The organism is Type-E symbiont of Plautia stali (assembly GCF_059731115.1).
This window is the reverse complement of the sequence record NZ_AP035906.1, coordinates 1026085-1049803: the sequence shown is the minus strand read 5'-3', so window position 1 is coordinate 1049803 and position 23719 is coordinate 1026085. Positions and strand designations below refer to the sequence as shown.

At 55.1% G+C, this 23719-nt stretch carries 24 protein-coding genes; 11 read left to right on the top strand and 13 right to left on the bottom strand.

Translation table 11 applies throughout. The features are described from left to right. Positions 1-16: 16 nt before the first annotated feature. Positions 17-937 carry a 2-dehydropantoate 2-reductase gene (panE, locus tag AC6I8L_RS04710; RefSeq protein WP_479398082.1) on the top strand — a complete coding sequence of 307 codons (921 nt, stop codon included), beginning with the start codon at positions 17-19 and terminating at the stop codon, positions 935-937. Continuing rightward, the gene (yajL, locus tag AC6I8L_RS04705; RefSeq protein ID WP_058961437.1) at positions 891-1502 is read left to right on the top strand and encodes a protein deglycase YajL; all 612 of its coding nucleotides are present in this window, start codon (positions 891-893) and stop codon (positions 1500-1502) included. Before panE ends, yajL begins: the two co-directional genes overlap by 47 nt. Positions 1503-1623: 121 nt before the next feature. Here yajL and thiI read toward each other — a convergent pair whose 3' ends face one another. After that, positions 1624-3072: a tRNA uracil 4-sulfurtransferase ThiI gene (gene thiI / locus AC6I8L_RS04700; protein WP_058961438.1), complete on the bottom strand. Its 1449-nt coding sequence runs from the start codon at positions 3070-3072 to the stop codon at positions 1624-1626. A 233-nt stretch (positions 3073-3305) separates the two neighbouring features. Between thiI and xseB the strand changes: the two genes are divergently transcribed. From xseB to AC6I8L_RS04680, 4 genes are all read left to right on the top strand, one after another. Further along, positions 3306-3548 carry an exodeoxyribonuclease VII small subunit gene (gene xseB / locus AC6I8L_RS04695; RefSeq protein ID WP_034831045.1) on the top strand — a complete coding sequence of 81 codons (243 nt, stop codon included), beginning with the start codon at positions 3306-3308 and terminating at the stop codon, positions 3546-3548. Next, positions 3548-4447, top strand: coding sequence for a (2E,6E)-farnesyl diphosphate synthase (ispA, locus tag AC6I8L_RS04690; RefSeq protein WP_058961439.1), 900 nt, complete (start codon positions 3548-3550; stop codon positions 4445-4447). Before xseB ends, ispA begins: the two co-directional genes overlap by 1 nt. Before the next feature lie 19 nt (positions 4448-4466). Further along, positions 4467-6332, top strand: a complete 1866-nt coding sequence (dxs, locus tag AC6I8L_RS04685; RefSeq protein WP_058961440.1) for a 1-deoxy-D-xylulose-5-phosphate synthase — start codon at positions 4467-4469, stop codon at positions 6330-6332. Positions 6333-6394: 62 nt separating this feature from the next. Beyond that, positions 6395-7369 (top strand): aldo/keto reductase, encoded by a 975-nt coding sequence (locus tag AC6I8L_RS04680; RefSeq protein ID WP_058961441.1) that lies wholly within the window; start codon positions 6395-6397, stop codon positions 7367-7369. Positions 7370-7518: 149 nt separating this feature from the next. Here the strand turns inward: AC6I8L_RS04680 and pgpA are convergent, their stop codons facing one another. The 6 genes from pgpA to nrdR form a co-directional block, all read right to left on the bottom strand. Further along, complete coding sequence (gene pgpA / locus AC6I8L_RS04675; RefSeq protein ID WP_058961442.1) at positions 7519-8007, bottom strand: phosphatidylglycerophosphatase A; 489 nt, start codon at positions 8005-8007, stop codon at positions 7519-7521. Further along, complete coding sequence (gene thiL, locus AC6I8L_RS04670) at positions 7997-8974, bottom strand: thiamine-phosphate kinase (protein ID WP_058961443.1); 978 nt, start codon at positions 8972-8974, stop codon at positions 7997-7999. Before thiL ends, pgpA begins: the two co-directional genes overlap by 11 nt. A gap of 47 nt (positions 8975-9021) precedes the next feature. Further along, entirely contained in the window at positions 9022-9441 is a 420-nt protein-coding gene (nusB, locus tag AC6I8L_RS04665) for a transcription antitermination factor NusB (protein ID WP_034831034.1), read from the bottom strand. A gap of 19 nt (positions 9442-9460) precedes the next feature. Continuing rightward, positions 9461-9931, bottom strand: a complete 471-nt coding sequence (gene ribH / locus AC6I8L_RS04660) for a 6,7-dimethyl-8-ribityllumazine synthase (RefSeq protein WP_034831031.1) — start codon at positions 9929-9931, stop codon at positions 9461-9463. A gap of 93 nt (positions 9932-10024) precedes the next feature. Next, positions 10025-11128, bottom strand: coding sequence for a bifunctional diaminohydroxyphosphoribosylaminopyrimidine deaminase/5-amino-6-(5-phosphoribosylamino)uracil reductase RibD (ribD, locus tag AC6I8L_RS04655; protein WP_058961444.1), 1104 nt, complete (start codon positions 11126-11128; stop codon positions 10025-10027). Positions 11129-11131: 3 nt separating this feature from the next. After that, positions 11132-11581, bottom strand: coding sequence for a transcriptional regulator NrdR (gene nrdR, locus AC6I8L_RS04650; RefSeq protein WP_034831027.1), 450 nt, complete (start codon positions 11579-11581; stop codon positions 11132-11134). A gap of 172 nt (positions 11582-11753) precedes the next feature. On the opposite strand from nrdR, the gene lysM reads away from it, so the two are divergent. Beyond that, the gene (gene lysM / locus AC6I8L_RS04645; RefSeq protein ID WP_045833917.1) at positions 11754-12191 is read left to right on the top strand and encodes a peptidoglycan-binding protein LysM; all 438 of its coding nucleotides are present in this window, start codon (positions 11754-11756) and stop codon (positions 12189-12191) included. 15 nt (positions 12192-12206) lie between these two features. Then, entirely contained in the window at positions 12207-12770 is a 564-nt protein-coding gene (locus AC6I8L_RS04640) for a SadB/YajI family lipoprotein (RefSeq protein ID WP_058961445.1), read from the top strand. Between the two features lie 59 nt (positions 12771-12829). On the opposite strand, the gene secF is transcribed toward AC6I8L_RS04640, so the two are convergent. The 5 genes from secF to queA are packed head-to-tail and all read right to left on the bottom strand — an operon-like array spanning position 12830 to position 18273. Next, positions 12830-13798, bottom strand: a complete 969-nt coding sequence (gene secF, locus AC6I8L_RS04635; RefSeq protein WP_058961446.1) for a protein translocase subunit SecF — start codon at positions 13796-13798, stop codon at positions 12830-12832. A 10-nt stretch (positions 13799-13808) separates the two neighbouring features. Then, the gene (secD, locus tag AC6I8L_RS04630) at positions 13809-15656 is read right to left on the bottom strand and encodes a protein translocase subunit SecD (RefSeq protein WP_072017072.1); all 1848 of its coding nucleotides are present in this window, start codon (positions 15654-15656) and stop codon (positions 13809-13811) included. Between the two features lie 25 nt (positions 15657-15681). Next, positions 15682-16014: a preprotein translocase subunit YajC gene (gene yajC, locus AC6I8L_RS04625; protein WP_034831018.1), complete on the bottom strand. Its 333-nt coding sequence runs from the start codon at positions 16012-16014 to the stop codon at positions 15682-15684. A gap of 25 nt (positions 16015-16039) precedes the next feature. Continuing rightward, complete coding sequence (tgt, locus tag AC6I8L_RS04620; protein WP_034831015.1) at positions 16040-17164, bottom strand: tRNA guanosine(34) transglycosylase Tgt; 1125 nt, start codon at positions 17162-17164, stop codon at positions 16040-16042. Positions 17165-17202: 38 nt separating this feature from the next. Further along, on the bottom strand, positions 17203-18273 hold the full coding sequence (gene queA / locus AC6I8L_RS04615; protein WP_058961447.1) for a tRNA preQ1(34) S-adenosylmethionine ribosyltransferase-isomerase QueA: 1071 nt from the start codon (positions 18271-18273) through the stop codon (positions 17203-17205). A gap of 105 nt (positions 18274-18378) precedes the next feature. Between queA and AC6I8L_RS04610 the strand changes: the two genes are divergently transcribed. The 3 genes from AC6I8L_RS04610 (at position 18379) to AC6I8L_RS04600 (ending at position 22168) form a co-directional block, all read left to right on the top strand. Then, the gene (locus AC6I8L_RS04610; RefSeq protein ID WP_058961448.1) at positions 18379-18960 is read left to right on the top strand and encodes an ACP phosphodiesterase; all 582 of its coding nucleotides are present in this window, start codon (positions 18379-18381) and stop codon (positions 18958-18960) included. Between the two features lie 163 nt (positions 18961-19123). Next, positions 19124-19933 (top strand): inositol monophosphatase family protein, encoded by an 810-nt coding sequence (locus AC6I8L_RS04605; RefSeq protein ID WP_058961449.1) that lies wholly within the window; start codon positions 19124-19126, stop codon positions 19931-19933. A gap of 282 nt (positions 19934-20215) precedes the next feature. Then, positions 20216-22168 carry an acyltransferase family protein gene (locus tag AC6I8L_RS04600; protein WP_058961450.1) on the top strand — a complete coding sequence of 651 codons (1953 nt, stop codon included), beginning with the start codon at positions 20216-20218 and terminating at the stop codon, positions 22166-22168. Between the two features lie 136 nt (positions 22169-22304). On the opposite strand, the gene proY is transcribed toward AC6I8L_RS04600, so the two are convergent. Beyond that, on the bottom strand, positions 22305-23660 hold the full coding sequence (gene proY / locus AC6I8L_RS04595; protein WP_058961451.1) for a proline-specific permease ProY: 1356 nt from the start codon (positions 23658-23660) through the stop codon (positions 22305-22307). Positions 23661-23719 lie beyond the last annotated feature (59 nt).

Here is a 23719-nt window from a genome sequence, read left to right as displayed (position 1 = left end):
GTCAGCGGGAGGCAAAATGAAAATTACCGTGTTGGGTTGTGGCGCCCTGGGTCAAATTTGGCTCGCCGCGCTCGCACGTCAGGGACATGAGGTTCAGGGCTGGTTGCGCGTGCCGCAGCCCTATTGCTCGGTGAACGTGATTGATCCGCAAGGACAGGTCAGCAATCACACGTTTATCGCCAACGATCCGCTGTTTCTTGCCGAAAGCCAGCTGTTGCTGGTGACACTAAAAGCGCCACAGGTTTCCCCGGCGGTCAAAAACCTGCAAAGCATCCTGCCTGCTCATGCTGCCATTTTGTTATTGCACAATGGCATGGGCACGCTGGAAGAGCTGAAGGAGTTGCAGCAACCGCTGCTGCGCGGCATTACCACTCACGCGGCAATGCGTGATGGCACGGTGATCAAACACGTCGCGCAGGGCATCACGCATATCGGTCCCACCGGACGTGAAAGTGCCGCGATGAGCGATATCGCCGATATCCTGCACCAGGCGCTGCCGGACGTGGCCTGGCACGACAACATTGCATCTGCCAGCTGGCGCAAACTGGCGGTGAACTGCGTGATTAATCCGCTTACCGTTGAACACGATTGCCAGAACGGTGCCCTGCGCGCCTGGCCGCAGCAGATTGCCAAGCTCTGTGAAGAAATTGCCTGGGTGATGGAACGTGAAGGCCAGCACATTGCGGTCGATAACCTGCGCGACATCATCTATGACGTCATCGACAGCACCGCAGCGAACACCTCCTCAATGTTGCAGGATGTGCGCGCCCAGCGCCTGACAGAAATTGACTACATCACCGGCTACCTGCTGCGCCGCGCTCGCGCGCAGGGCATTGCGCTGCCGGAGAACACCCGTTTGTACGATCTGATTAAACGCAAGGAGTCCCAATATGAGCGCGACCGCATCGGTTCTGGTTTGCCTGGCACATGGCAGTGAAGAGATTGAAGCTGTCACCACTATCGATCTGCTGGTCCGCGCGGGCTTAAGCGTCACCACCGCCAGTGTCGAAAGCGATGGCACGCGCGAGATCGTCGGCTCACGCGGCGTGCGCCTGCTGGCCGATGCGCCACTGGTTGAGGTGGCGGATAACGATTATGACGCCGTGGTGCTGCCCGGCGGCCTCAAGGGCGCAGAGACCTTCCGTGACAGCCCACTGCTGGTGGAAACCGTACGCCAGTTTCATCTGGCAGGGAAAATCGTTGCCGCGATTTGTGCCGCACCTGGCACGGTGCTGATTCCGCACGATCTGTTCCCGGTGGGCAATATGACCGGCTTTCCTGGCTTGCGCGACACCATCCCTGACAAACACTGGATGGATCGCCGTGTGGTATGGGATCCGCGCGTCAACCTGCTATCCAGCCAGGGTCCAGGCACTTCGATTGATTTTGCACTGAAGCTGATTGATCTGCTGGTGGATAAAGAGAAAGCGCGTGAAGTGGCGTCACAGTTGGTATTAGCGGCGGGGATTTATAACTATCAGGAATTTGAAGAGCGTGAATAACCGCATTGTCATGCAGTAGAAAGCACTTAACGGTAGCGGCGCAATGTATTGCGCATGTCACAGTGGCAAGGTGCCGAGTGTGACACGCGCGATGAATCACGCCGTTACCAGGTTATCACCGTTATGGACGATAGACCTTCACGTTTTTAAAGCCTTGCTCATGCAGATACAGCGCCTGCAAACGGCTCATCACGCCGCGATCGCAATACAGCAGCCAGGTTTTGTTCTGATCCAAATCGCCAAACTGTGTGCTCAATTTGTAGAACGGCAGAGATTTCACATCCACGCCTTCCAGCGCAAGCGGTGATGCCTCTTGCTCATCCACAGAACGGATATCCAGCACCACATCATCTGCGGTGAACGAGACCACCGTCTCCACTTCCACCACTTCTTCCTGTGCCTTCTCCGCAATCTCGCGGATATCGATGTTGCTGGCTTCCTGCACCATGCGATTGAGGATCTCGAAATCGAAGTTTTGCTCTTCCGCTTCGATCTTCGCTTTCACCGCTTTTACCGTTGGGCTTTTCGAAATCACACCGCAATATTCCGGCATAGTTTTGGCAAAGTCTTCGGTGCCGATATGGCGCGCCAAATCGATGATGTGCTCTTTATCATGCGAGATCAGCGGACGCAGGATCAGGGTATCCGAGGCGTTATCAATCAGACGCAGGTTGGTCAGTGTCTGGCTCGATACCTGCCCCAGCGCTTCACCGGTCACCAGCGCCTGTACGCCGTAGCGCTCAGCGACCATGGACGCTGCACGCACCATCATGCGCTTCAGCACCACGCCCATCTGGCCGTCGTCCACTTTCTCTAAGATCTCGCCCACCACCGGCTCGAAGTTGATCGCCACAAAGCGCACGCGATGCGAACGACCAAAACGTTGCCACAGATAATGCGCGACCTGACGGACGCCGATTTCATGCGCGGCACCGCCGAGGTTGAAGAAGCAGTAGTGCACGCGGCAACCACGACGCATCAGCATATAACTGGAGACGCCGGAGTCGAAGCCGCCAGAAATCAGCGACAGCACATCTTCTTGCGTCCCGATGGGGAAACCACCCAGCCCTTCATAACGGCCGGTGATCAGCAGCAGACGATCGTCTTCGATCTCAAGGTTGACCGTCACATCAGGATTTTTCAATTGCACGCGTGCAGTCTCAATGTGCTGATTGAGACCGCCACCCACGTAACGCTCAACCTCAATCGAGCTGAAGCTGTGTTTGCCACGACGCTTCACGCGCACGCAGAAACTTTTCCCTTCCAGACGTTCGCGATTCAGTGCCAACGCCTGCTCGAAGATATCGTGCATATCGGTGTAAGGCTGATCCTCAACCTCCAGTACATGGTGAATACCGGGAATACGCGTCAGTTCATCAATAACGACGGTACGCAGTGCTTCTTTTTTAGCGCGTACTTCAATATGGTCCCAGTGACGCACCACGGCGATTTCGTCGTCGACAGTACGCAGGGTATTGCGGATGTTACCGGTCAGGATCTTGATAAAGCGCAGACGCACCGACTGACTTTTGATGGTGATTTCAGGGAAGAGCTTAATGATAAACTTCATGGCGACACAGCTTCGTTGGGCAAATAAGTGCTAAAACCATCGGCACTTAACTGGTAAAATCATATAATTACGGGTAACGCAGAAGCGCCCGCATCCGAGGCGCAAAATTATACCACCTTTGTCAGATGACCGCTTCTGCAACCGCAATCACATTCATTATTTTGCTAATTAATCCTCGTCGGCTACCATGACCGATTGCAAGATGATTCCTAACCTGTGAGTCGACACTGATTATGCCGAAAAAAGCCGAAGCGCCAGCCAGTTTTGAAAGCGCATTACAGCAGCTGGAACAAATCGTCAGCCGTCTGGAAAGTGGTGAACTGCCGCTGGAAGAAGCACTGAACGAATTTGAACGCGGCGTACAGCTGGCACGCACCGGTCAGCAAACCCTGCAGCAGGCTGAACAGCGCGTGCAGATCCTGCTCAGCGATGACAAAGATGCCGCGCTCGCGCCGTTCACGCCGGAAAATGACTGATGGATTTCGCCAAATTACTCAACGCATATCACGAACGCGTCAATCTGGCGTTGACACGCTTAATAGATCCACTTCCTTTTCAGAGTTCTCCTCTGGTGCAATCCATGCAATATGGGGCACTATTAGGCGGTAAGCGTCTGCGTCCATTTTTGGTTTACGCCACGGGCGAGATGTTAAAGGCCGATGCGGCCAGCCTGGATGCCCCGGCCGCTGCCGTAGAGTGCATTCATGCTTACTCTCTGATTCATGATGATCTGCCCGCGATGGATGACGATGCGTTACGTCGCGGACAGCCAACCTGCCATATAAAATATGGTGAAGACACAGCAATTCTCGCTGGTGATGCGTTGCAAACCCTGGCGTTTTCGATTCTGGCCGATGAGCCGATGCCCGGCGTCAGCCCGCAAGATCGCATTGCGATGATCTCCGAACTGGCTCATGCCAGCGGTGTGGCAGGCATGTGCGGTGGCCAGGCGCTGGATCTCGCCGCAGAAGGCAAGCACATCGACCTCGCCCAGCTCGAGCAGATTCATCGTCATAAAACTGGCGCTTTGATTCGCGCTGCAGTGCGTCTTGGCGCATTGACGGCGGGTGAACGTGGCCGTGCGGCACTTCCGGTCCTGGATACCTACGCCAACGCCATCGGACTGGCGTTTCAGGTGCAGGATGACATTCTTGATGTGGTGGGCGATACCGCGGTACTGGGCAAAACTCAGGGCGCGGATCAGGCATTGGGTAAGAGCACTTATCCGGCGCTGATGGGACTGGATAATGCCCGCAGTAAAGCGTGGGATCTTTATCAGGAAGCACTGGGCGCGTTAGAGATTCTGGCGGCGCAGTCCTACAACACCACCGCATTGCAAGCACTGGCAAGCTTCATAATTGAACGCGATAAATAACTTTCATAATGAGTCTCTGATGAGTTTTGATATTGCAAAATACCCGACACTGGCATTAGCGAGCACGGTTCAGGAATTACGTTTACTACCGAAAGAAAAACTTCCGGTACTGTGTGACGAGCTGCGTCAGTATCTGCTGGATAGCGTGAGCCGATCCTCCGGCCACTTTGCTTCGGGTCTGGGCGTCGTCGAACTAACAGTCGCGCTGCATTATGTTTATAACACCCCGTTTGACCATCTGGTGTGGGACGTTGGTCATCAGGCCTATCCGCACAAAATTCTGACCGGACGCCGCGATCGTATCGGCACTATCCGCCAGAAAAATGGCCTGCATCCCTTCCCGTGGCGCGGCGAAAGTGAATACGACGTATTGAGCGTCGGTCACTCATCGACCTCGATCAGCGCCGGATTGGGCATGGCGGTTGCCGCTGAGCGCGAAGGCAAAGGACGTCGTACTGCCTGTATTATTGGCGATGGCGCTATTACCGCGGGCATGGCGTTTGAAGCCATGAACCACGCAGGCGATATCAAACCTGACATGCTGGTGATCCTTAACGACAACGAGATGTCGATCTCAGAAAACGTTGGCGCACTCAACAATCGTCTGGCCCAGATTCTCTCTGGCAAAACCTACTCACGCCTGCGCGAAGGCGGCAAGCGTGTATTGGGCGGACTGCCGCCGATCAAAGAGCTGGTGAAGCGCACCGAAGAGCACCTGAAAGGCATGGTGGTGCCGGGCACGCTGTTTGAAGAGCTGGGCTTTAATTACATCGGTCCGGTTGATGGCCACGATGTGCTGACGCTGGTGAGCACGCTGAAGAATATGCGTGACCTGAAAGGCCCGCAGTTCCTGCACATCATGACCAAAAAGGGCAAGGGCTACGCGCCTGCCGAACAGGATCCCATCGCCTGGCATGCGGTACCGAAGTTCGATCCGGCCAGCGGTTCCCTGCCGAAAAGCGCGCCAGGCCTGCCGAGCTACTCGAAGATTTTCGGTAGCTGGCTGAGCGAAATGGCGGCGGACGATCCGCGTTTAATGGCGGTGACGCCGGCGATGCGTGAAGGTTCTGGCATGGTCAGCTACTCTCGTGATTATCCGCAACAGTACTTTGACGTGGCGATTGCTGAACAGCATGCGGTGACCTTTGCTGCAGGTATGGCGATTGGCGGTTATAAGCCGGTGGTGGCGATTTATTCCACCTTCCTGCAGCGCGCTTACGATCAGCTGATTCACGATGTGGCGATCCAGAAACTGCCGGTGCTGTTCGCTATCGATCGCGGCGGCATTGTTGGCGCTGATGGGCAAACGCATCAGGGCGCATTTGATATCGCCTTCCTGCGCTGTGTGCCCGAAATGGTGATCATGACGCCAAGTGACGAGAACGAATGCCGCCAGATGCTTTACACTGGCTATCACTATCAGGCGGGTCCAAGTGCAGTACGCTATCCGCGCGGCACGGGCACTGGTGCCACGCTGGAGCCGTTGGCCAGTCTGCCGCTGGGCAAAGGCATTGTGAAGCGCCGTGGTGAAAAGCTGGCGATCCTCAACTTCGGTACGCTGTTGCCTGAAGCACAGGCTGCCGCTGAAGCGCTGAACGCCACGCTGGTAGATATGCGTTTTGTGAAGCCACTGGATGAAGACTTGATTGCCGAACTGTCCACCAGCCATGATTCGCTGGTGACGCTGGAAGAAGGCGCGATCAAAGGCGGAGCCGGTAGCGGCGTCAACGAATACGTGATGGCGAAACGTCTGCGCGTGCATGTGCTGAACCTCGGCCTGCCAGATGAATTTATTCCGCAGGGCACGCAGGAAGAAGTTCGTCAGGATTATCAGCTGGATGCCGCCGGTATTCAGCAGCAAATCACTGACTGGCTGGCACAGTAATCCCCTCCCCGCTCCTGCTGCTATGCTTAGGGCATTCCTAACGCATAAGAGCAGGAGCTCCCATGAAAACCATTCGTTTAGGCCAAACCGACTTACAGGTTTCGCGTCTCTGTTTAGGCTGCATGACTTACGGCGATCCGATGCGCGGCAATCACGCATGGACCCTGCCCGAAGAGAGTAGTCGACCGCTGATCAAACAGGCGCTGGACGCTGGCATTAACTTTTTCGACACCGCCAACAGCTACTCCGATGGCAGCAGTGAAGAGATTGTCGGACGTGCGCTGAAAGATTTCGCCCAGCGCGATCAGGTTGTTGTCGCCACCAAAGTCTATTTCCCGCTCAGCAACCTTTCTCAGGGCCTGTCACGTCAAAACATCCTGCAATCCATCGACGATAGCCTGACGCGTCTCGGCATGGAGTATGTCGACCTGCTGCAGATTCACCGCTGGGATTACGACACGCCGATCGAAGAGACGCTTGAGGCGCTGAATGAGGTGGTGAAATCGGGTAAAGCGCGCTACATCGGCGCTTCTTCGATGCATGCTGCACAGTTCGCTCAGGCGCTGGATCTGCAAAAGCAGAATGGCTGGGCACGTTTTGTCAGTATGCAGGATCAATACAACCTGATTCAGCGTGAAGAAGAGAACGAGATGCACCCGCTGTGTGAACGTGAAGGCATCGCGGTACTGCCGTGGAGCCCGCTGGCGCGCGGCAAATTGACACGTCCATGGGGCGAAACCACCGCACGTTCGGTATCGGATAACGTGATGGAAAAACTCTATACCGGCACCGAAGAGAACGATGCGGCGATTGCAGAGCGTCTGGCGACCATTGCCGCCGATAAAGGCGTGACGCGTGCACAGGTGGCACTGGCGTGGCTGCTGCATAAACCGGTGGTCACAGCCCCGATTATCGGTGCATCGCGCGAGCAGCAGTTTGCAGAGTTGGTTAAAGCAGTGGATGTGGAGCTGAGTTCAACGGATATCGCCGAGCTGGAGACGGTATATCAACCGCATCCGGTTGTAGGATTCGAGTAATGATTTAACAGCCCGCATCCTGCGGGCTATCCTGGCAGACTCGTTCCGTTCAGCGCTGCGGATTGCCAGCCCCTGAACGGCACCAGCTTGCTCTGAAGCTTTGGTGCGCATTATGACAGAGGGCACGTGAGTTAGGCGCATCTGCCGAATTAAAGCACCAGCCCCAATCCATACAAAATCACGGCGGAAATCACGCCCGCGATAATGTCATCGACCATAATGCCCATGCCGCCATGCACGTTCTGATCGAACCAGCGAATCGGCCAGGGTTTCCACATATCAAAGATGCGGAAGATGACAAACCCGGCCAGCACCCACTGCCAGCTCATCGCTGGGATCGCCATCAGCGTAATCCACATGCCGATAAACTCATCCCAGACGATGCTGCCGTGGTCGTGCACACCCATGTCTTTCGCTGTGCGATGGCACAGATAAACGCCCACGCTAATGCCAATCAGTACCAGCAGCGAATAGATCTGCAACGGCAGAAAGGTCATCAACCACCAAAAGGGAATCGCGGCAATCGAACCGGCAGTACCCGGCATGATCGGGCTCAGGCCACTGCCAAAACCGATTGCCAGAAGATGCCATGGATTGCTCAGGCGCAGGCGGCTTTTCGCCACATCTTTACTTCGCATTAAAGTGATCAAATCCCTTGTGATTAAAGCTCCGCGGCTTGCCGTTTTCCAGCAGCGTCAACCCATCAGCTTCAGGCGCAATCTGCCCGATGCAGGTGTAAGACACGCCAAGATGAGCCAGCGCCACGTCCAGCGCACCACGATTCACTTCCGGCACGGTAAAGCACAGCTCGTAATCTTCGCCGCCGCTTAAGGCCCAGGTCAGCACCTGTTCCGGCTCAAAATGATCGCGCAAGGCCGCGGACAGCGGCAACGCTTCCAGATTGAGGCGCGCACCGACACGGCTCGCCGTGAGAATATGGCCGAGATCGGCAATCAAACCATCGGAGATATCGATCGCCGAGGTCGCCAGATTGCGCAGCGCCTGGCCCTGCAATACACGTGGCATCGGGCGCAGATGGCGCTTGATCAACACTTCATGGACAGCCGGATCGTTCAGGCGATGACGATGTTGCAGTAGCGACAGGCCAGCCGCGCTGTCACCCAGCGTCCCGGTAACAAAGATCCAGTCACCCGGTTTAGCACCCGAACGCTTCAGTGCGCGTCCTGTCGGCACCAGACCGTGAATACCCAGCGTCAGGCTCAGCGGTCCGCGCGTGGTATCACCACCAATCAGCTGCATATCGTAATAATCCAGCAGCTCAAACAGGCTATCGCTGAATGCGGCCAGCCAGCTTTCATTCACTTCAGGCAAGGTAATCGCCAGCGTCAACCACGCCGGATCGGCACCCATTGCCGCCAAATCACTGAGATTCACGGCCAGCGCTTTGTAACCCAGATCGGCAGGATGGATATCACGCAGGAAGTGCACGCCTGCCACCAGCGTATCGGTGCTAATGGCCAGCGTCTGTTTTTCGGGCACGTTCAGTAACGCACAGTCGTCACCAATTCCCTTCTCCACATCGCGGCGGGAGCTGGTAACGCGGTTAAAATAACGTGCGATCAGTTCGAATTCACCACAGGACATAAGTCAGGTCTCAATGAGAAAAAGGCCGGTAAACCGGCCTTTCGCATTTATTTTTTATTGGGTCGAATTTGTGGGGCTGCTTTATCCAGCACGCCGTTGACAAACTTGTGGCTGTCTTCAGCACCAAATACTTTGGCCAGTTCGATGCCTTCGTTGATGGCCACTTTATAAGGCACATCAGAGCGCTTGCTCAGCTCATACAGCGAAAGTCGCAGGATGGCTTTTTCTACCTGGCCCAGCTCTTCCAGCTGACGTGACAGGTAAGGCTTCATCAGACCGTCCAGGTACGCGCTGTTAGTCGCCACACCGGCCAGCAATTCGCGGAAATAGCTAATATCGACGTCTTTGACGTCTTGTTCCGCCAGAAACTGGTATTCCACATCGGCAATGTCGTTCTGGGACAGCTGCCAGGAGTAAAGCGCCTGGACAGCGCACTCACGGGCGCGACGACGAGCAGCAGGTTTCACAAAATTCCCCTTCCAAAAATCAGGCTTTGATGGCTTTCAATACGTTAATCATTTCGAGTGCAGTCAGGGCCGCTTCGGCGCCTTTATTACCTGCTTTAGTGCCGGCGCGTTCAATCGCCTGCTCGATGTTTTCGGTGGTTAACACGCCGAAAGTCACCGGAATTTCGCTGGTCATCGCCACGTTGGCAATGCCAGAACTGGCTTCACCTGCCACATATTCGAAGTGGGCGGTGCCGCCACGGATCACGGTTCCCAGCGCCACGATCGCGTCGTGCTTACCGGCTTTTGCCAGTGCGCGCGCTGCCAGAGGCAGTTCGTAAGCGCCTGGAACCCAGACCACAGTGATGTTTTCTGCTTTGACCTGGCCAATACGCTTCAGCGCATCAACCGCGCCATCCAGCAGGCTGTCATTAATGAAGTTGTTAAAACGCGCAATAACGATGGCAATGTGAGCATCAGGCGTGGCAACAGGAGCTTCGATAACTTTCATACATATCCTTTGGGTGTTTGATTTATGGCCCCGCAGAAGGGGGCGGATTCTATCATACTCTTCGACAACGCGCTCAGGCTTTTCAGTCGGTGCTTAAGCGGGCGTCAGGGTCAGTCGCAGGTCCGCGCCAACCTTGCGTACGTCACTAAACTTCAGCTCTGGCGCATCGGACAATCGTTCCAGCCCAGGCAGTTCACACAGGCCGCGTGCCGCATTGCCCAGCAGCTTTGGCGCCACGTAGACAATCAGCTCGTCAACCAGTCCAGCCTGTAACAGTGCCCCCGCCAGACTGGCGCCAACTTCAACCCACACCGAGTTAATCTGACGCTGGCCGAGTATCATCATCATCGCTACCAGATCCAGTTGCTCTCCGCGCAGCGGCACCGCAATCTGGCTGACGCTGTCCGGCCAGGCATGCTGATCGGCTTCAGTACGCATCAGCCAGGTTTCGCCAGGTTGTGCGATCAGACGGTGTTGTGGCGTGACACGCTGCTGGCTGTCGATCACTACTCGCACCGGTTGGCGCAGCGTGGCTTCATCGAGTTGCTGACGCACATCCGCGTTAAGCTCATTCCAGCGCACGGTCAGTGAGGGATCATCCGCCAGCACAGTGGCACTGGAGGTAAGAATAGCCGAACTCTGGGCACGTAATTGTTGCACATCGCGCCTTGCCGCCGCCGAGGTGATCCATTGACTTTCGCCACTGGCCATCGCGGTGCGCCCATCAAGGGATGCGCCGAGTTTGAGCTGAATCCACGGGAAGCCAGTGCGCATACGTTTCAGAAAACCACGATTCAATGCTTCAGCTTCGCTCATCATTAAGCCGTGGCTGACTTCAATCCCAGCCTGCTGCAAACGATACAATCCACGCCCCGCCACTTGCGGGTTTGGGTCCTGCATTGCCGCCACCACGCGACTGACGCCCGCAGTGATCAACGCATCGCAACACGGCGGCGTGCGGCCATGATGGCTGCAGGGTTCCAGCGTGACATAAGCCGTCGCGCCTTTAGCTTTTTCACCCGCCATACGCAGCGCGTGCACTTCCGCATGCGGCTCACCGGCACGGTGATGCCAGCCTTCGCCGACAATCTCGCCGTCGCGCACAATCAAGCAGCCAACATTAGGATTGGGTGTGGTGGTAAAACGTCCGCGACGCGCCAGTTCCAGCGCACGCGCCATGTAGCGTTCGTCAGTCATGGCTTAGTCCTGTAAGCGGGCGATCTCTTCGCCAAAATCACGGATATCTTCGAAGCTGCGGTACACCGAAGCAAAGCGGATGTAAGCGACCTTATCGAGTTTCTTCAGCTCTTCCATCACCAGATTACCGACCAGCTTGCTGGGAATTTCGCGTTCGCCGGTGGCACGCAGTTGCGTTTTAATGTGGTTGACGGCGTTATCCACCGCATCGGCGCTCACCGGGCGCTTCTCCAGCGCCTTCATCATGCCGCTGGCGAGCTTATCTTCGTTAAAGGGTTCACGCACATCGTTGCTTTTCACCACGCGCGGCATCACCAGCTCAGCCACTTCAAAGGTGGTAAAACGCTCATGGCACACCAGACACTGGCGGCGGCGACGCACCGATGAACCTTCACTGACCAGGCGAGAATCAATCACTTTGGTATCTACAGCGGAGCAGAAGGGGCAATGCATGACGTTTCCTGTCGCGAGATAAATAGGCCACACAGTGTAGCGCGATCTTCAAAGCAACTGAATACACGCGACCGAATCACCGCCCGGCTCACAGACGCAGGATGTCACGCTCTGTAAACAAGAAAAGCCACTAAGCTTAAACAGCCAATCCGGCACATTTGCAGGAGGTCACATGGGTCTGTTCAATTTCGTGAAAGAAGCAGGTGAAAAGTTATGGGATGCCGTCACCGGCGCTGACGATCCCAGCAAAAAACTACAGGATCATATTAATCAACTCGGCTTACCTGACAGCGATAAAGTCAAAGTCGATGTGCAAGGCGACACCGTTACCGTGAGCGGTGATGGCATTTCACAGGAGCTGAAGGAGAAAATCCTGGTGGCCGCCGGTAACGTGGCAGGGATTACCAAGGTCGATGACAAGGTCACCGTCACCGACAGTGCGCCAGAAGCCGATTTCTATACGGTGAAAAAAGGAGACACCCTGAGTGCGATTTCCAAACAGGTCTACGGGAATCCCAATGAATACAACAAGATTTTCGCAGCAAACAAGCCAATGCTGACGCATCCTGATAAGATCTACCCCGGCCAGGTATTACGTATTCCGAAATAACAGAAAGGACAATGCATGACGATCAGGACGTTTTGGGCGCCCGCCGCACTTTCGCTGCTGGTGCTCAGTGGTTGTAGTTCAACGCCGACTTCACCGCAGGTCAAAGAGTTACATCAGGAAGTCAGCCAGCTTAACCAGCAGATGCGCAAGCTCACCAATCAGGCAACGGCGCTGGAAATTCAGGGTCAACTCAATGGGCAATCGACCCAGGGGGCATGGCTGTTGCCGCAAGCCAACACTCCCGTCGAGTTACAGACGCAGGTGGGCAAATTGCGCCTGTCACTGTCTCGCGTCGAGGGGGAAGCCAGTGGTAGTCGCGCCAACCTGAATATCCGTTCCACCGATGACCAGCCGGTCCCTGCCCTAACCGCCACGGTGGTGTGGGGTGAACTGGATCCGGCGAGTGGCAAACCGCTGAATGTGGAGAGTCTGAGCCAGACCATTCAGGTTGAGGCGAGTCTGATGCCACGCAGTTCGGTAACAGTGCCGCTGCGCCTGAGCGGACTGACGCCGGAGCAACTCGGCTTTGTGCGCGTGCATGATGTGCAGAGCACAGCAGCCACCAAAACCGCGCCCTGATCAGCAGGCATAAAAAAACGGGCTGCCCTTAGGCTGCCCGTTTCATTTCATCAGCAGAATTAAGGCAGGATCGAAGGCTGATCTGCGCCCTCTTTCTCCACTTTCTGCACCAGCATGTGTTCACGCTTCATACCCAGTTTCAACGCCAGAGCAGAAGAAACATAGATAGATGAAACGGTACCGATGGTGACACCGATCAGCATGGTCAGCGAGAAGCCTTTCAGCAGCGCACCACCAAAGATGAACAGAATCAGAATCATCGCCAGCGTGGTCAGCGAGGTGATCAGGGTACGGCTCAACGTTTGGGTCAGCGACACGTTGGTGATGTCGTAAGAGGAGCCGCGACGGATCTTGCGGAAGTTCTCACGAATACGGTCGGAAACCACGATTTTATCGTTAAGCGAGTAACCAATCACCGACATCAGTGACGCGACAATCGTCAGGTCGATCTCGATGTGTGACAACGCCAGAATCCCGCAGGTGATGATTACGTCATGCGCCAGTGCCAGCACAGTGCCCAGCGCCAGACGCCACTCAAAGCGGAAGCCGATATAGATCAGAATCGCAATCAGTGCCGACAGCAGCGCCATCGCACCGGCTTGCGCCAGATCGCTACCCACGCTTGGGCCGACGAACTCAATGCGCTTCACGGTCGCGTTCTGCTGCGTCGTCTCATTGATGGAGGTCACGACTTTGTTGCCGAGCTCCTGACCTGCTGCACCGGTGGCTGGCGGCATACGCACCATCACGTCACGGCTGCTGCCAAAGTTCTGCACCAGCGGCTCCTGGAAGCCCGCTTTCACCAAACCTTCACGCAGTGCGTCCAGATCGGCCGGTTTTTCCAGGTTAATCTCAATCACCGTTCCGCCGGTAAAGTCGAGGCCCCAGTTGAAGCCTCGCACACCGATAATGGCGATAGACGCCACAATCAGCAGACCGGAGATGATGAATGCCAGCGTATCCCAGCGCATAAAGTCGACGACCTTACGCCCGTGGTTCAGCTGCTCAATACTATAGTCCTGTGCCACAACGCACTCCTCAGATGGACAGCTTGTTGATGCGTTTGCCGCCGTAAACCAGGTTAACGATGGCACGGGTGCCGACGATAGCGGTGAACATTGAAGTCGCGATACCGATAGCGGTGGTGATCGCAAAGCCTTTAATGGAGCCGGTACCGACCGCATAAAGAATGATAACTTTGATCAGCGTGGTGACGTTGGCATCGACGATACTGGAGAAGGCGCCTTTGTAGCCCTCATGAATCGCCTGCTGTACCGAGCGTCCGTTACGCAGTTCTTCTTTAATACGTTCGTTAATCAACACGTTGGCATCGACAGCAACCGCCAGCGTCAACACGATACCGGCAATCCCCGGCATGGTGAGGGTCGCACCCGGCAGCAGTGACATGATGCCGACAATCAGCACCAGGTTGCACAGCAGCGCGCTGGTCGCAATCAAACCAAATTTCTTATAGAACACCACCATAAACAGAATGGACGCGATCAGACCCCACAAGCAGGCTTCGAGACCCTGAGTGATGTTCTGCTGGCCCATTGTTGGACCAATGGTACGCTCTTCCACAATCTGAATTGGCGCGATCAACGCACCGGCACGCAGCAGTAGCGACAGCTGACGCGCTTCGTTCGGGTTGTTGATACCGGTGATGCGGAAGCTGTTACCGAGGCGCGACTGAATGTTCGCCACGTTAATCACTTGCTCCTGTTTCACCAGGATTGCACGACCGTTGGCGTCTTTCTTACCGCTGTCCTTGTACTCCACAAACAGGGTCGCCATCGCTTTACCGATGTTGTCCTTGGTGAAGTTCGACATCATGTTACCGCCCGCGCCATCCAGTGAAATGTTCACCTGCGGCTGGTTGTACTCGTCCATACTGGACGTCGAATCGGTAATATGGTCACCGGTCAGAATCACACGCTTGTACAGCACCACTGGCTGGCCTTCACGCGTCTCTTTCACTTCCGAATCACCCGGCACACGGCCACTCGCCGCGGCAGTTGGATCAACGGTGGTGTTTACCAGACGGAATTCCAGGGTCGCAGTGGCACCCAGAATCTCTTTGGCACGCGCCGTGTCCTGAATACCCGGCAGTTCCACCACGATGCGGTCAGAACCCTGACGCTGCACCAGTGGCTCGGCAACGCCAAGCTGGTTCACACGGTTACGCAAGATATTGATGTTCTGCTGAACCGCATACTCACGGGCTTCGCTCAGACGCGCATCGGTCATCACCGCACGCAGCGTATCGCTGCCGACGCTGGAGATCACCAGATCGCGATGACGCGGTGACAGGTAGCTGATCGCCGCATCACGGCTGGCGCCGTCGCGGAAACGCACTTCTACACCGTAGTTAGCGATTTTATTGACGTTGGTATACGGGATGCTTTTGTCGCGCAGGTCACTGCGCAGGCCATCGGCATTCTGCTCTTGCAGCTTGCCCAGAGCGGTATCCATATCCACTTCCATCAGGAAGTGTACGCCGCCACGCAGATCAAGACCGAGTTTCATCGGCTGTGCAGCCAGCAGGGTCAGCCAGCGCGGGGTTGCCGGCGCGAGGTTGAGTGCCACAACATAGTTGTCGCCCAACGCGGTAGTGATGGCATCACGCGCGCGCAGCTGTGCATCCTGATTGTCAAAACGGGCCAGAATGGCGCCATTTTCCAGAGCGAGGGATTTGCTCTGGATATTATCTTGTTTTAATAAAGTCTGGACCTGATCCAACGTCTGTTCACTGGCGGCGCCACCGCGCGCACCAGTGATCTGAACGGCCGGATCCTCTCCATAAAGGTTAGGAAGCGCATAGAGCAGGCCGACGAGAATCACGACGACCAGCATGATGTACTTCCACAAAGGATAACGGTTTAACACGGCAGTTCCCTTCGGGAAGAAAAAATTACAGCGCCTTCATAGTACCTTTCGGCAGAACGGCGGCCACGAAATCACGTTTTACAACTACTTCAGTGGTGTCGTTCAGGGCGATAGAAACGTAGCCGTTGTCAGCCACTTTGGTCACACGACCTACCAGGCCACCGCTGGTCAATACTTCATCACCTTTAGAGATGGAATCCATCAGCTTCTTGTGATCTTTAGAACGTTTCTGCTGCGGGCGCAGAATCATGAAATAGAAGATCAGACCAAACACCACCAGCATGATCACCAGAGAATAAGGACTTCCCTGAGACGGAGCGCCTGCTGCGGCAACGGCGTCAGAAATGAAAAAGCTCATTAAATTTCCCTCATTGATAGAATTATCAGACGTTTAACGGTGGAACCGCTTTACCCGTCCGTTGGTAGAACTCGCTAACAAAGTGCTCTAATTTACCCTCTTCGATGGCCTTACGTAAACCCGCCATCAGACGCTGGTAATAGCGCAGATTGTGAATCGTATTCAGACGTGCGCCCAGTATTTCGTTACAACGATCAAGATGATACAAGTAGGCGCGACTGTAATTGCGACAGGTGTAACAATCACACTCCGCATCCAGCGTTGTCGTGTCATCTTTATACCGGGCGTTACGGATTTTCACCACGCCATCGGTCACAAACAGGTGACCATTACGCGCATTACGCGTTGGCATGACGCAGTCAAACATATCGATACCGCGGCGAACGCCTTCCACCAGATCTTCTGGCTTGCCGACGCCCATCAAATAACGCGGTTTATCTTGCGGAATTTGCGGACAGACGTGTTCCAGGATACGGTGCATGTCCTCTTTAGGTTCACCCACCGCCAGGCCGCCCACAGCGTACCCATCAAAGCCGATATCTACCAGACCTTTAACCGAGACATCTCGTAAATCTTCGTAAACACCGCCCTGAATAATGCCGAACAGCGCATTTTTATTACCGAGTGAATCAAAGCGATCGCGGCTACGCTGCGCCCAGCGCAGTGACATCTCCATCGAACGTTTGGCGTAATCCCAGTCTGCTGGATACGGCGTACACTCGTCGAAAATCATTACCACGTCTGAACCGAGGTCGTACTGAATTTCCATCGATTTTTCCGGATCGAGGAAAATCGGATCGCCGTTGATCGGGTTACGGAAATGCACACCCGCTTCGGTGATCTTACGAATGTCACCGAGGCTGAACACCTGGAAGCCGCCGGAGTCAGTGAGGATCGGTCCCTGCCAGTTCATGAAATCGTGCAGGTCACCGTGCAGTTTCATGATCTCCTGGCCCGGGCGCAGCCACAGGTGGAAGGTATTACCGAGCAGGATCTGCGCACCGGTGTCTTTCACTTCTTCCGGCGTCATGCCCTTTACGGTGCCGTAGGTGCCCACAGGCATGAATGCCGGGGTTTCCACCACACCACGATCGAACACCAAACGGCCACGGCGCGCGCGCCCGTCGGTGGTATCTAATTCAAATTTCACATTGACCTCATTAGATAATCAGAGAAACAGTCTGATTATTAAGCTCCAACCACTTCGTCAGGAGCCTGTGGATTACGGGTGATGTACATGGCATCCCCGTAGCTAAAGAAACGGTACTGCTCTGCCACTGCGCTTTGATAAGCCGCCATGGTATTTTTGTAACCGGCAAATGCTGACACCAGCATAATCAGCGTCGATTCCGGCAGATGGAAGTTGGTGATCAGCGCATCAATCACCTGATAGTGATAGCCGGGATAGATGAAGATCTGCGTGTCGTCGAAGAAGGGTGCAATCAGCGCATCCTGAGCCGCCTGCGCCGCGCTCTCCAGAGAACGCACGGAGGTGGTGCCCACCGCGACCACTTTGTTGCCACGCGCTTTACACGCCAGCACCGCATCCACCACATCCTGCGGCACTTCGGCATACTCAGAGTGCATGATGTGGTCATTGATGTTCTCGACGCGCACCGGCTGGAAGGTACCTGCGCCAACGTGCAGCGTGACAAATGCCATTTCGATGCCTTTCGCGCGCAGCGCGTCCAGCAGCGGTTCGTCAAAGTGCAAACCGGCGGTCGGCGCGGCTACCGCACCCGGACGCGCACTGTAAACGGTTTGATAAAGTTCGCGATCCGCTTCTTCGTCCGGACGATCAATATACGGCGGCAACGGCATATGGCCGACGCTGTTAAGGATATCCAGCACTGCGCGGTCATCCGCAAATTCGATTTCAAACAGCGTATCGTGGCGCGCGACCATGGTGGCTTTGACGCTTTCGTCATCGCCCAGCAGCAGCTCTGCACCCGGCTTCGGCGCTTTTGAGGCACGCACGTGCGCCAGCACGCGTTTGTCATCCAGCATGCGCTCTACCAGCATCTCGATTTTGCCGCCACTGGCTTTTCGGCCGAAGACACGCGCCGGAATAACGCGGGTATTGTTAAACACCAGCAGGTCGCCCGGATTGAGTTTATCCAGTACGTCGGTAAACACTTCATGGCTTAACGCCCCACTTGGGCCATCCAGCGCCAGCAAGCGGCAACCGCTGCGCTGCGCCTGCGGATAGTGGGCGATCAAAGATTCTGGCAACTCAAAAGCAAAATCGGCTACACGCATGCATCACTTCTTTCAGGACTCAAAAAACAGGCGGCATAGTTTAGCGGAAAAGCGGCAAATTCTGAACAACTGGCTGCATATCTGTGATTCTGCCTATAATGCGCCATGAACTTTCTCGCTCACCTTCACCTCGCACAGCTGGCAGACAGCTCCCTGCTGGGCAATCTGATGGCCGACTTCGTGCGCGGCAATGTGCAATCGCAATGGCCGGAACCGGTTGTGGCGGGCATCGCTATGCATCGCCGACTGGATGTTTTGACGGATAACCTGCCGGAAGTGCGTGAAGCGCGGCAATTCTTTCGCGCTGAAACTCGTCGCGTTGCGCCCATCACGTTGGATGTCATCTGGGATCACTTCCTCGCGCTGCACTGGGACCAGCTGCACCCTTCCCAATCGCTGGTCGCGTTCACGGCGGCAGCCGAGCGTGAAATCATGCCGCAACTGCCCGGCACGCCAGAAGGATTCATCGAACTCAATTCGGTGATGTGGCGTGAACGCTGGTTTGAGCACTATGCCGAACCCGCGCGTTTGGCTCGCGTGCTTAATGGTATGGCACACCGCCGCCCGCGTCTGGCAGCACTGCGCGACTCCTATCAGGATTTCGTCGATCATTATCAACAACTTGAACCGCTGTTCTTCCAGTTCTATCCGCGCCTGATGGACGCTGCGCGCCACCAGCAACTCTAAACCGCTTTTTTTCACAATCCCTGCATTTCCGCCTCTTGCCAGCCGCAGTCATCTGCGGCTTAATGAAACCTTTCTTTACTTTTGTTAAGTAGGTCACACCGCCAGGTCGCCTGTTTCGGCGTTTTTTGTCACTTCGTTTGCCAGAAAATGATAAGAGGGAAAGATGTCATCAGCTACGCTAACCGAACTTGACGCGCGTTATCACTTTGCCTGTGATGTCGCTAAAACTGCAGCCAGCCGTGCTTTATCCTGGTATCAGCAGCGTCATCAACTGGTGATTGAGCATAAAAAGGATTTACAGGATGTGGTCAGCGAAGCCGATCGCAACGTGGAAGAATTGGTCAAGCACCTGATTTACGAACGCTTTCCCGATGACGCTGTATTGGGTGAAGAGAGTGGTGGTGAAACTACCGGTGCGCGCTTTGTCTGGGTCATTGACCCGATTGATGGCACCAGTAACTTCCTGAATGGATTACATAACTGGTGCGTGTCACTGGCGATTGTCTGTGAAAATGAGCCGGTAATTGGCGTGGTCTGCGATCCCAACCATCATGAGACCTTCCATGCCTGTCGCGGTAAAGGTGCCTGGGTCAATGAAAAGCGCATTCAGGCGCACCGCGCTCAGCATCTCAATCAGGGCGTGCTCGGCATTAGTAGTTCCAACAGCCAACCGGTGGAACCGTTGACAGCCTTTATTGGTGGCTTGCTGTCACAGGGCGGGATGTTCATCCGTAATGGCTCTGGCGCATTAATGAGTGCCTGGGCCGCAGCTGGTCGTTTAATTGGTTATTACGAAGCGCATATGAATCCTTGGGACGGTTTACCCGGTATTGTATTGATGCGTGAGGCCGGCGGCATAACCAATGATTACCTTGGTCACAACGGTCTGCAGCAGGGCAATCCTGTGCTGCTCGCCAATAGCGTTATCTACCCTCAGCTCAAAGCACTGTTACCCGCGCATATCAGCCTGTAGCCGATTCACCACATCATGAAAGATAAGCCTGAAGGATAATCCGGGCTTATCTTTTCGCTATTTATGCTTCAGCGGTGTAAATACAAATACCACCTTAATCTGCGATTATTCTAATTTTCTTCCGCCCTGATATTTAGCGGCTAAAAGCGCGTATTCTGTCAGCGTCAATCATCCCTTGTAATACCCATTTTTCTCCTTTGTAACTTTTTTCGGCGACAGGATGCGCCGATTTATTTTTTCTGGAACGCATAACCATTCTTATTCTAACTTCTGGGTTAAATTATGACTGCGAATGCCTCTCACCGTTATCGGGCGGATATTGACGGCCTGCGCGCCGTCGCCATCATTCTGGTGGTGCTCTTTCACTCCGGCGTCACCTCGCTGCAGGGCGGCTTTATTGGTGTCGACCTCTTCTTTGTTATTTCCGGCTTTCTGATCGGCGGTATTATCAGCAAGGAAATATCCGAGGGTCGCTTCTCATTTTATCAATTCTATTTACGCCGCATTAAACGTATCGCTCCCGCGTTATTTTTCATGATGACGATATTGCTGCTACTGGGCTTCATCCTGCTCTCACCGCTAGAGTTCAGCCAGCTGGCCAAATACAGCCTGGCGGTATTTATCGCCGTACCCAATATGCTGCTACTCAAGAGCGGTGACTATTTCAGTACCGATTCCGATTTAAATCCCCTGCTCATGACCTGGTCATTGGGAATAGAAGAACAGTTCTATATTGTGCTGCCATTCATTCTGCTTTTGGCCGTACGACTCAAACGTTCGATGCGCTCTGTGGTACTGATACTGAGTGTGATCTCTTTGGTGGCCTGTATCGGGATCACACCGTTTGCCACCACCCATGCCTTTTATCTGTTGCCAACCCGCGCCTGGGAACTCGGTGCCGGTGTGCTGCTGGCGCTGTGGAAACCACAACCCCTCACCGGCCGAGCGGCCAGCCTGCTCAATCTGCTGGGCTGGATGATGATTATCTCCGCCAGCCTGTTGCTCAGTAGCCATAGCCAATTTCCGGGCTGGTTGGCGATCATTCCCGTGCTGGTGGGTTGCCTGATGATCGGTGCGCGCAGCGAGCTTAACCAGTTACTGTTAGAAAATCCGCTGATGCGCTTTATCGGCAAGATCTCTTATTCCTGGTACCTGTGGCACTGGCCGCTGCTAAGTCTGGCGCGCATCTGTAGCGATCACCCCCTTACCGTCTGGCAAGGTTTGATGATCTGCGGCGCAGCGCTGGGTCTGGCCTGGTTTTCGTGGCGCTTTGTCGAGCAGCCCTTCCGCCAGACGCGCATGGGCACGCGTTGGGTGATCCCCGGCTACTGTGCCTCATCCCTGATTGCGGCGGGTGCGATGCTGCTGTTGTGGCAAACCGGGGGCATGAAATCGCGGGTTAGTGAACTCGTCGTGAATGCGGACAGCTGGAAAATTTCGGCGCAGCGTAATCCGTGCTTGCTTGATTACGGGGCAAACCTGCCCTCCAGGCATGAGGAGTGTCATCCAAACACCGATCGCCCCGGTATCGCCTTAATTGGCGACAGTCACGCTGCCGCACTGCGTGCTTCGGTGTCGGGCTATGCACAACGTCAGCATAAACCGCTGTATCAACTCACTAAAGCCTCCTGTCCGTTCCTGATTGGTGCCACACGCGTGGTGAGCCAAATGCCACATCATGCGCAACAATGCATCACCTTTAATCAGGAAGTGCTGAAGATGGTGCTGAGCGACAAGGTGGACGAAGTGGTAATCAGCGCCTATTGGGCATCGGGTATGAGCCTGTTGCCAGGTGCCGGTTTCCGCGAAACCGATCATCCTGAAAAGAGTAATCTTCAGGCGCTGCAAGCGGGTATGGATCGCGTGGTGGCTCAGCTGACTCAGGCGGGCAAAAAGGTCACGGTAATAGAGGATGCGCCTTCAGTGGACGTTGACCCGCTGCGCTACAGCAATAACCGTAACATTCCGATTCGTCGCGAACTGAGCGCCTGGCTGAGCAAGTGGGAAGCTCCGCCGCTGCTCTCTGAGCGCACCCGATTGTTCCAGTTCCCGGAAGAGGCCGTGGAGAAATTATTGCAGCGCTATAAGCAACAAGGCGTACGCGTGCTATCACTGCGAGAGAATCTGTGTAATGAACAGGGCTGTTTGATCACCAGCGGAGGATTGCCGCTCTATTATGACGACAATCACCTGAGTCCGGCGGGTGGCGAGATTGCGTTGGGGAGCAATTGGTAGTTGCGCTACGATCTGAAACGTTGAGCACGTTTACCCTGCTCAAAAGCTCAGGGCGGGAATCTCTCCCGCCCTGAAGGATAACCCTCTGACCACGCTTAACGGGCAAGCACTCCGCCCGTTATGCGCATCGGGATAATCAGGCTTTACGTTTCTTCGCCAGCGGCCAGGCCAGCAACAGCAGCACAATCCACGCGAAGCCAACATACAACGACACGCGCGTATCGGGGAAATAACCGATCAGGGCAATGATAAACACCAGGAAGGCCACGCCAACCCAGGCGGTTTTGCTGCCGCCAGGCAGCGCAAATTGCAATTTACCCGCCTGCTCTTTGCCAATCTTGCGGCGAAACGCAATTTGCGACAGCAGAATCATGATCCACACCCACACCGTGGCAAAGGTCGCCAGCGAGGCGATCACCAGGAACACTTTCTCCGGCATCAGGTAGTTGAGATACACGGCGATCAGCATCGCCACCATCATCACCACTACCGTGACCCACGGAATTCCGCGATCCGAGACCTTCTGGAACATCTTCGGGGCATGGCCCTGCTGCGCCATGCCGTGCAGCATACGTCCGACGCCAAACACGTCGCTGTTGATCGCCGACAGTGACGCCGTCAATACCACAAAGTTAAGAATCGATGCCGCCGCCGCAATGCCCAGATGCTGGAAAGTCAGCACAAAGGGACTGCCGGAGGTGCCGACCTGGTTCCACGGATAGATCGACATGATGACAAACAGCGTGCCGACATAGAACACCAGAATGCGCAGCGGAACCGAGTTGATGGCGCGCGGAATCGACTTCTCAGGCTCTTCCGCTTCACCGGCGGTGATACCGATAATTTCAATGCCGCCATAGGCAAACATCACCATCTGCAGTGACAGCAGCATGCCGACAATGCCGTGAGCGAAGAAGCCGCCGTTGGTCCACAGGTTATGGATACCCGTAGGCTGACCGCCGTTGCCGATGCCCCAGAAAATCATGCCAAAACCGGCGATGATCATGATGATAATGGTGGCGACTTTGAAGAAGGAGAACCAGAACTCGACTTCACCAAACACCTTCACGCTCATCAGGTTAATGGCACCGATAATCAGCACCACCGACAGCACCCAAATCCAGTGCGGTACTTCCGGGAACCACACGCCCATGTAGATACCAAAAGCCGTCACGTCGGCAATCGCCACAATCAGGATTTCAAAACAGTAGGTCCAGCCGGTGATGTAACCTGCTAACGGCCCCAGATAGTCCTGCGCGTAGCGCGAAAACGAGCTGGCCTGCGGGTTATTCACTGACATCTCACCCAAAGCACGCATGATGATGTACGCCACCGCACCGCCGATGATGTACGCCAGCAGCACGCTGGGCCCTGCCATTTTGATCGCATCCGCCGAGCCGTAAAACAGCCCGGTACCGATTGCCGATCCCAGCGCCATAAAACGGATGTGGCGCGTGCTCAGTCCGCGTTTGAGCTTGTTGGTTTCTTGCATAACACCAATACCTTGTAAATGAAAAAACCACGGGCAAGCCCGTGGTTGAAATTAACAGC

Coding starts and splice junctions, on each gene's coding strand:
- pgpA (WP_058961442.1), bottom strand. CDS start 8,007: ATGCGAAGTAAAGATGTGGCGAAAAGCCGCCTGCGCCTGAGCAATCCA.
- thiL (WP_058961443.1), bottom strand. CDS start 8,974: ATGTCCTGTGGTGAATTCGAACTGATCGCACGTTATTTTAACCGCGTT.
- AC6I8L_RS04610 (WP_058961448.1), top strand. CDS start 18,379: ATGAACTTTCTCGCTCACCTTCACCTCGCACAGCTGGCAGACAGCTCC.
- AC6I8L_RS04640 (WP_058961445.1), top strand. CDS start 12,207: ATGACGATCAGGACGTTTTGGGCGCCCGCCGCACTTTCGCTGCTGGTG.
- AC6I8L_RS04605 (WP_058961449.1), top strand. CDS start 19,124: ATGTCATCAGCTACGCTAACCGAACTTGACGCGCGTTATCACTTTGCC.
- queA (WP_058961447.1), bottom strand. CDS start 18,273: ATGCGTGTAGCCGATTTTGCTTTTGAGTTGCCAGAATCTTTGATCGCC.
- AC6I8L_RS04600 (WP_058961450.1), top strand. CDS start 20,216: ATGACTGCGAATGCCTCTCACCGTTATCGGGCGGATATTGACGGCCTG.
- AC6I8L_RS04680 (WP_058961441.1), top strand. CDS start 6,395: ATGAAAACCATTCGTTTAGGCCAAACCGACTTACAGGTTTCGCGTCTC.
- ispA (WP_058961439.1), top strand. CDS start 3,548: ATGGATTTCGCCAAATTACTCAACGCATATCACGAACGCGTCAATCTG.
- yajL (WP_058961437.1), top strand. CDS start 891: ATGAGCGCGACCGCATCGGTTCTGGTTTGCCTGGCACATGGCAGTGAA.
- ribH (WP_034831031.1), bottom strand. CDS start 9,931: ATGAAAGTTATCGAAGCTCCTGTTGCCACGCCTGATGCTCACATTGCC.
- xseB (WP_034831045.1), top strand. CDS start 3,306: ATGCCGAAAAAAGCCGAAGCGCCAGCCAGTTTTGAAAGCGCATTACAG.
- thiI (WP_058961438.1), bottom strand. CDS start 3,072: ATGAAGTTTATCATTAAGCTCTTCCCTGAAATCACCATCAAAAGTCAG.
- yajC (WP_034831018.1), bottom strand. CDS start 16,014: ATGAGCTTTTTCATTTCTGACGCCGTTGCCGCAGCAGGCGCTCCGTCT.
- panE (WP_479398082.1), top strand. CDS start 17: ATGAAAATTACCGTGTTGGGTTGTGGCGCCCTGGGTCAAATTTGGCTC.
- dxs (WP_058961440.1), top strand. CDS start 4,467: ATGAGTTTTGATATTGCAAAATACCCGACACTGGCATTAGCGAGCACG.
- proY (WP_058961451.1), bottom strand. CDS start 23,660: ATGCAAGAAACCAACAAGCTCAAACGCGGACTGAGCACGCGCCACATC.
- lysM (WP_045833917.1), top strand. CDS start 11,754: ATGGGTCTGTTCAATTTCGTGAAAGAAGCAGGTGAAAAGTTATGGGAT.
- ribD (WP_058961444.1), bottom strand. CDS start 11,128: ATGACTGACGAACGCTACATGGCGCGTGCGCTGGAACTGGCGCGTCGC.
- nrdR (WP_034831027.1), bottom strand. CDS start 11,581: ATGCATTGCCCCTTCTGCTCCGCTGTAGATACCAAAGTGATTGATTCT.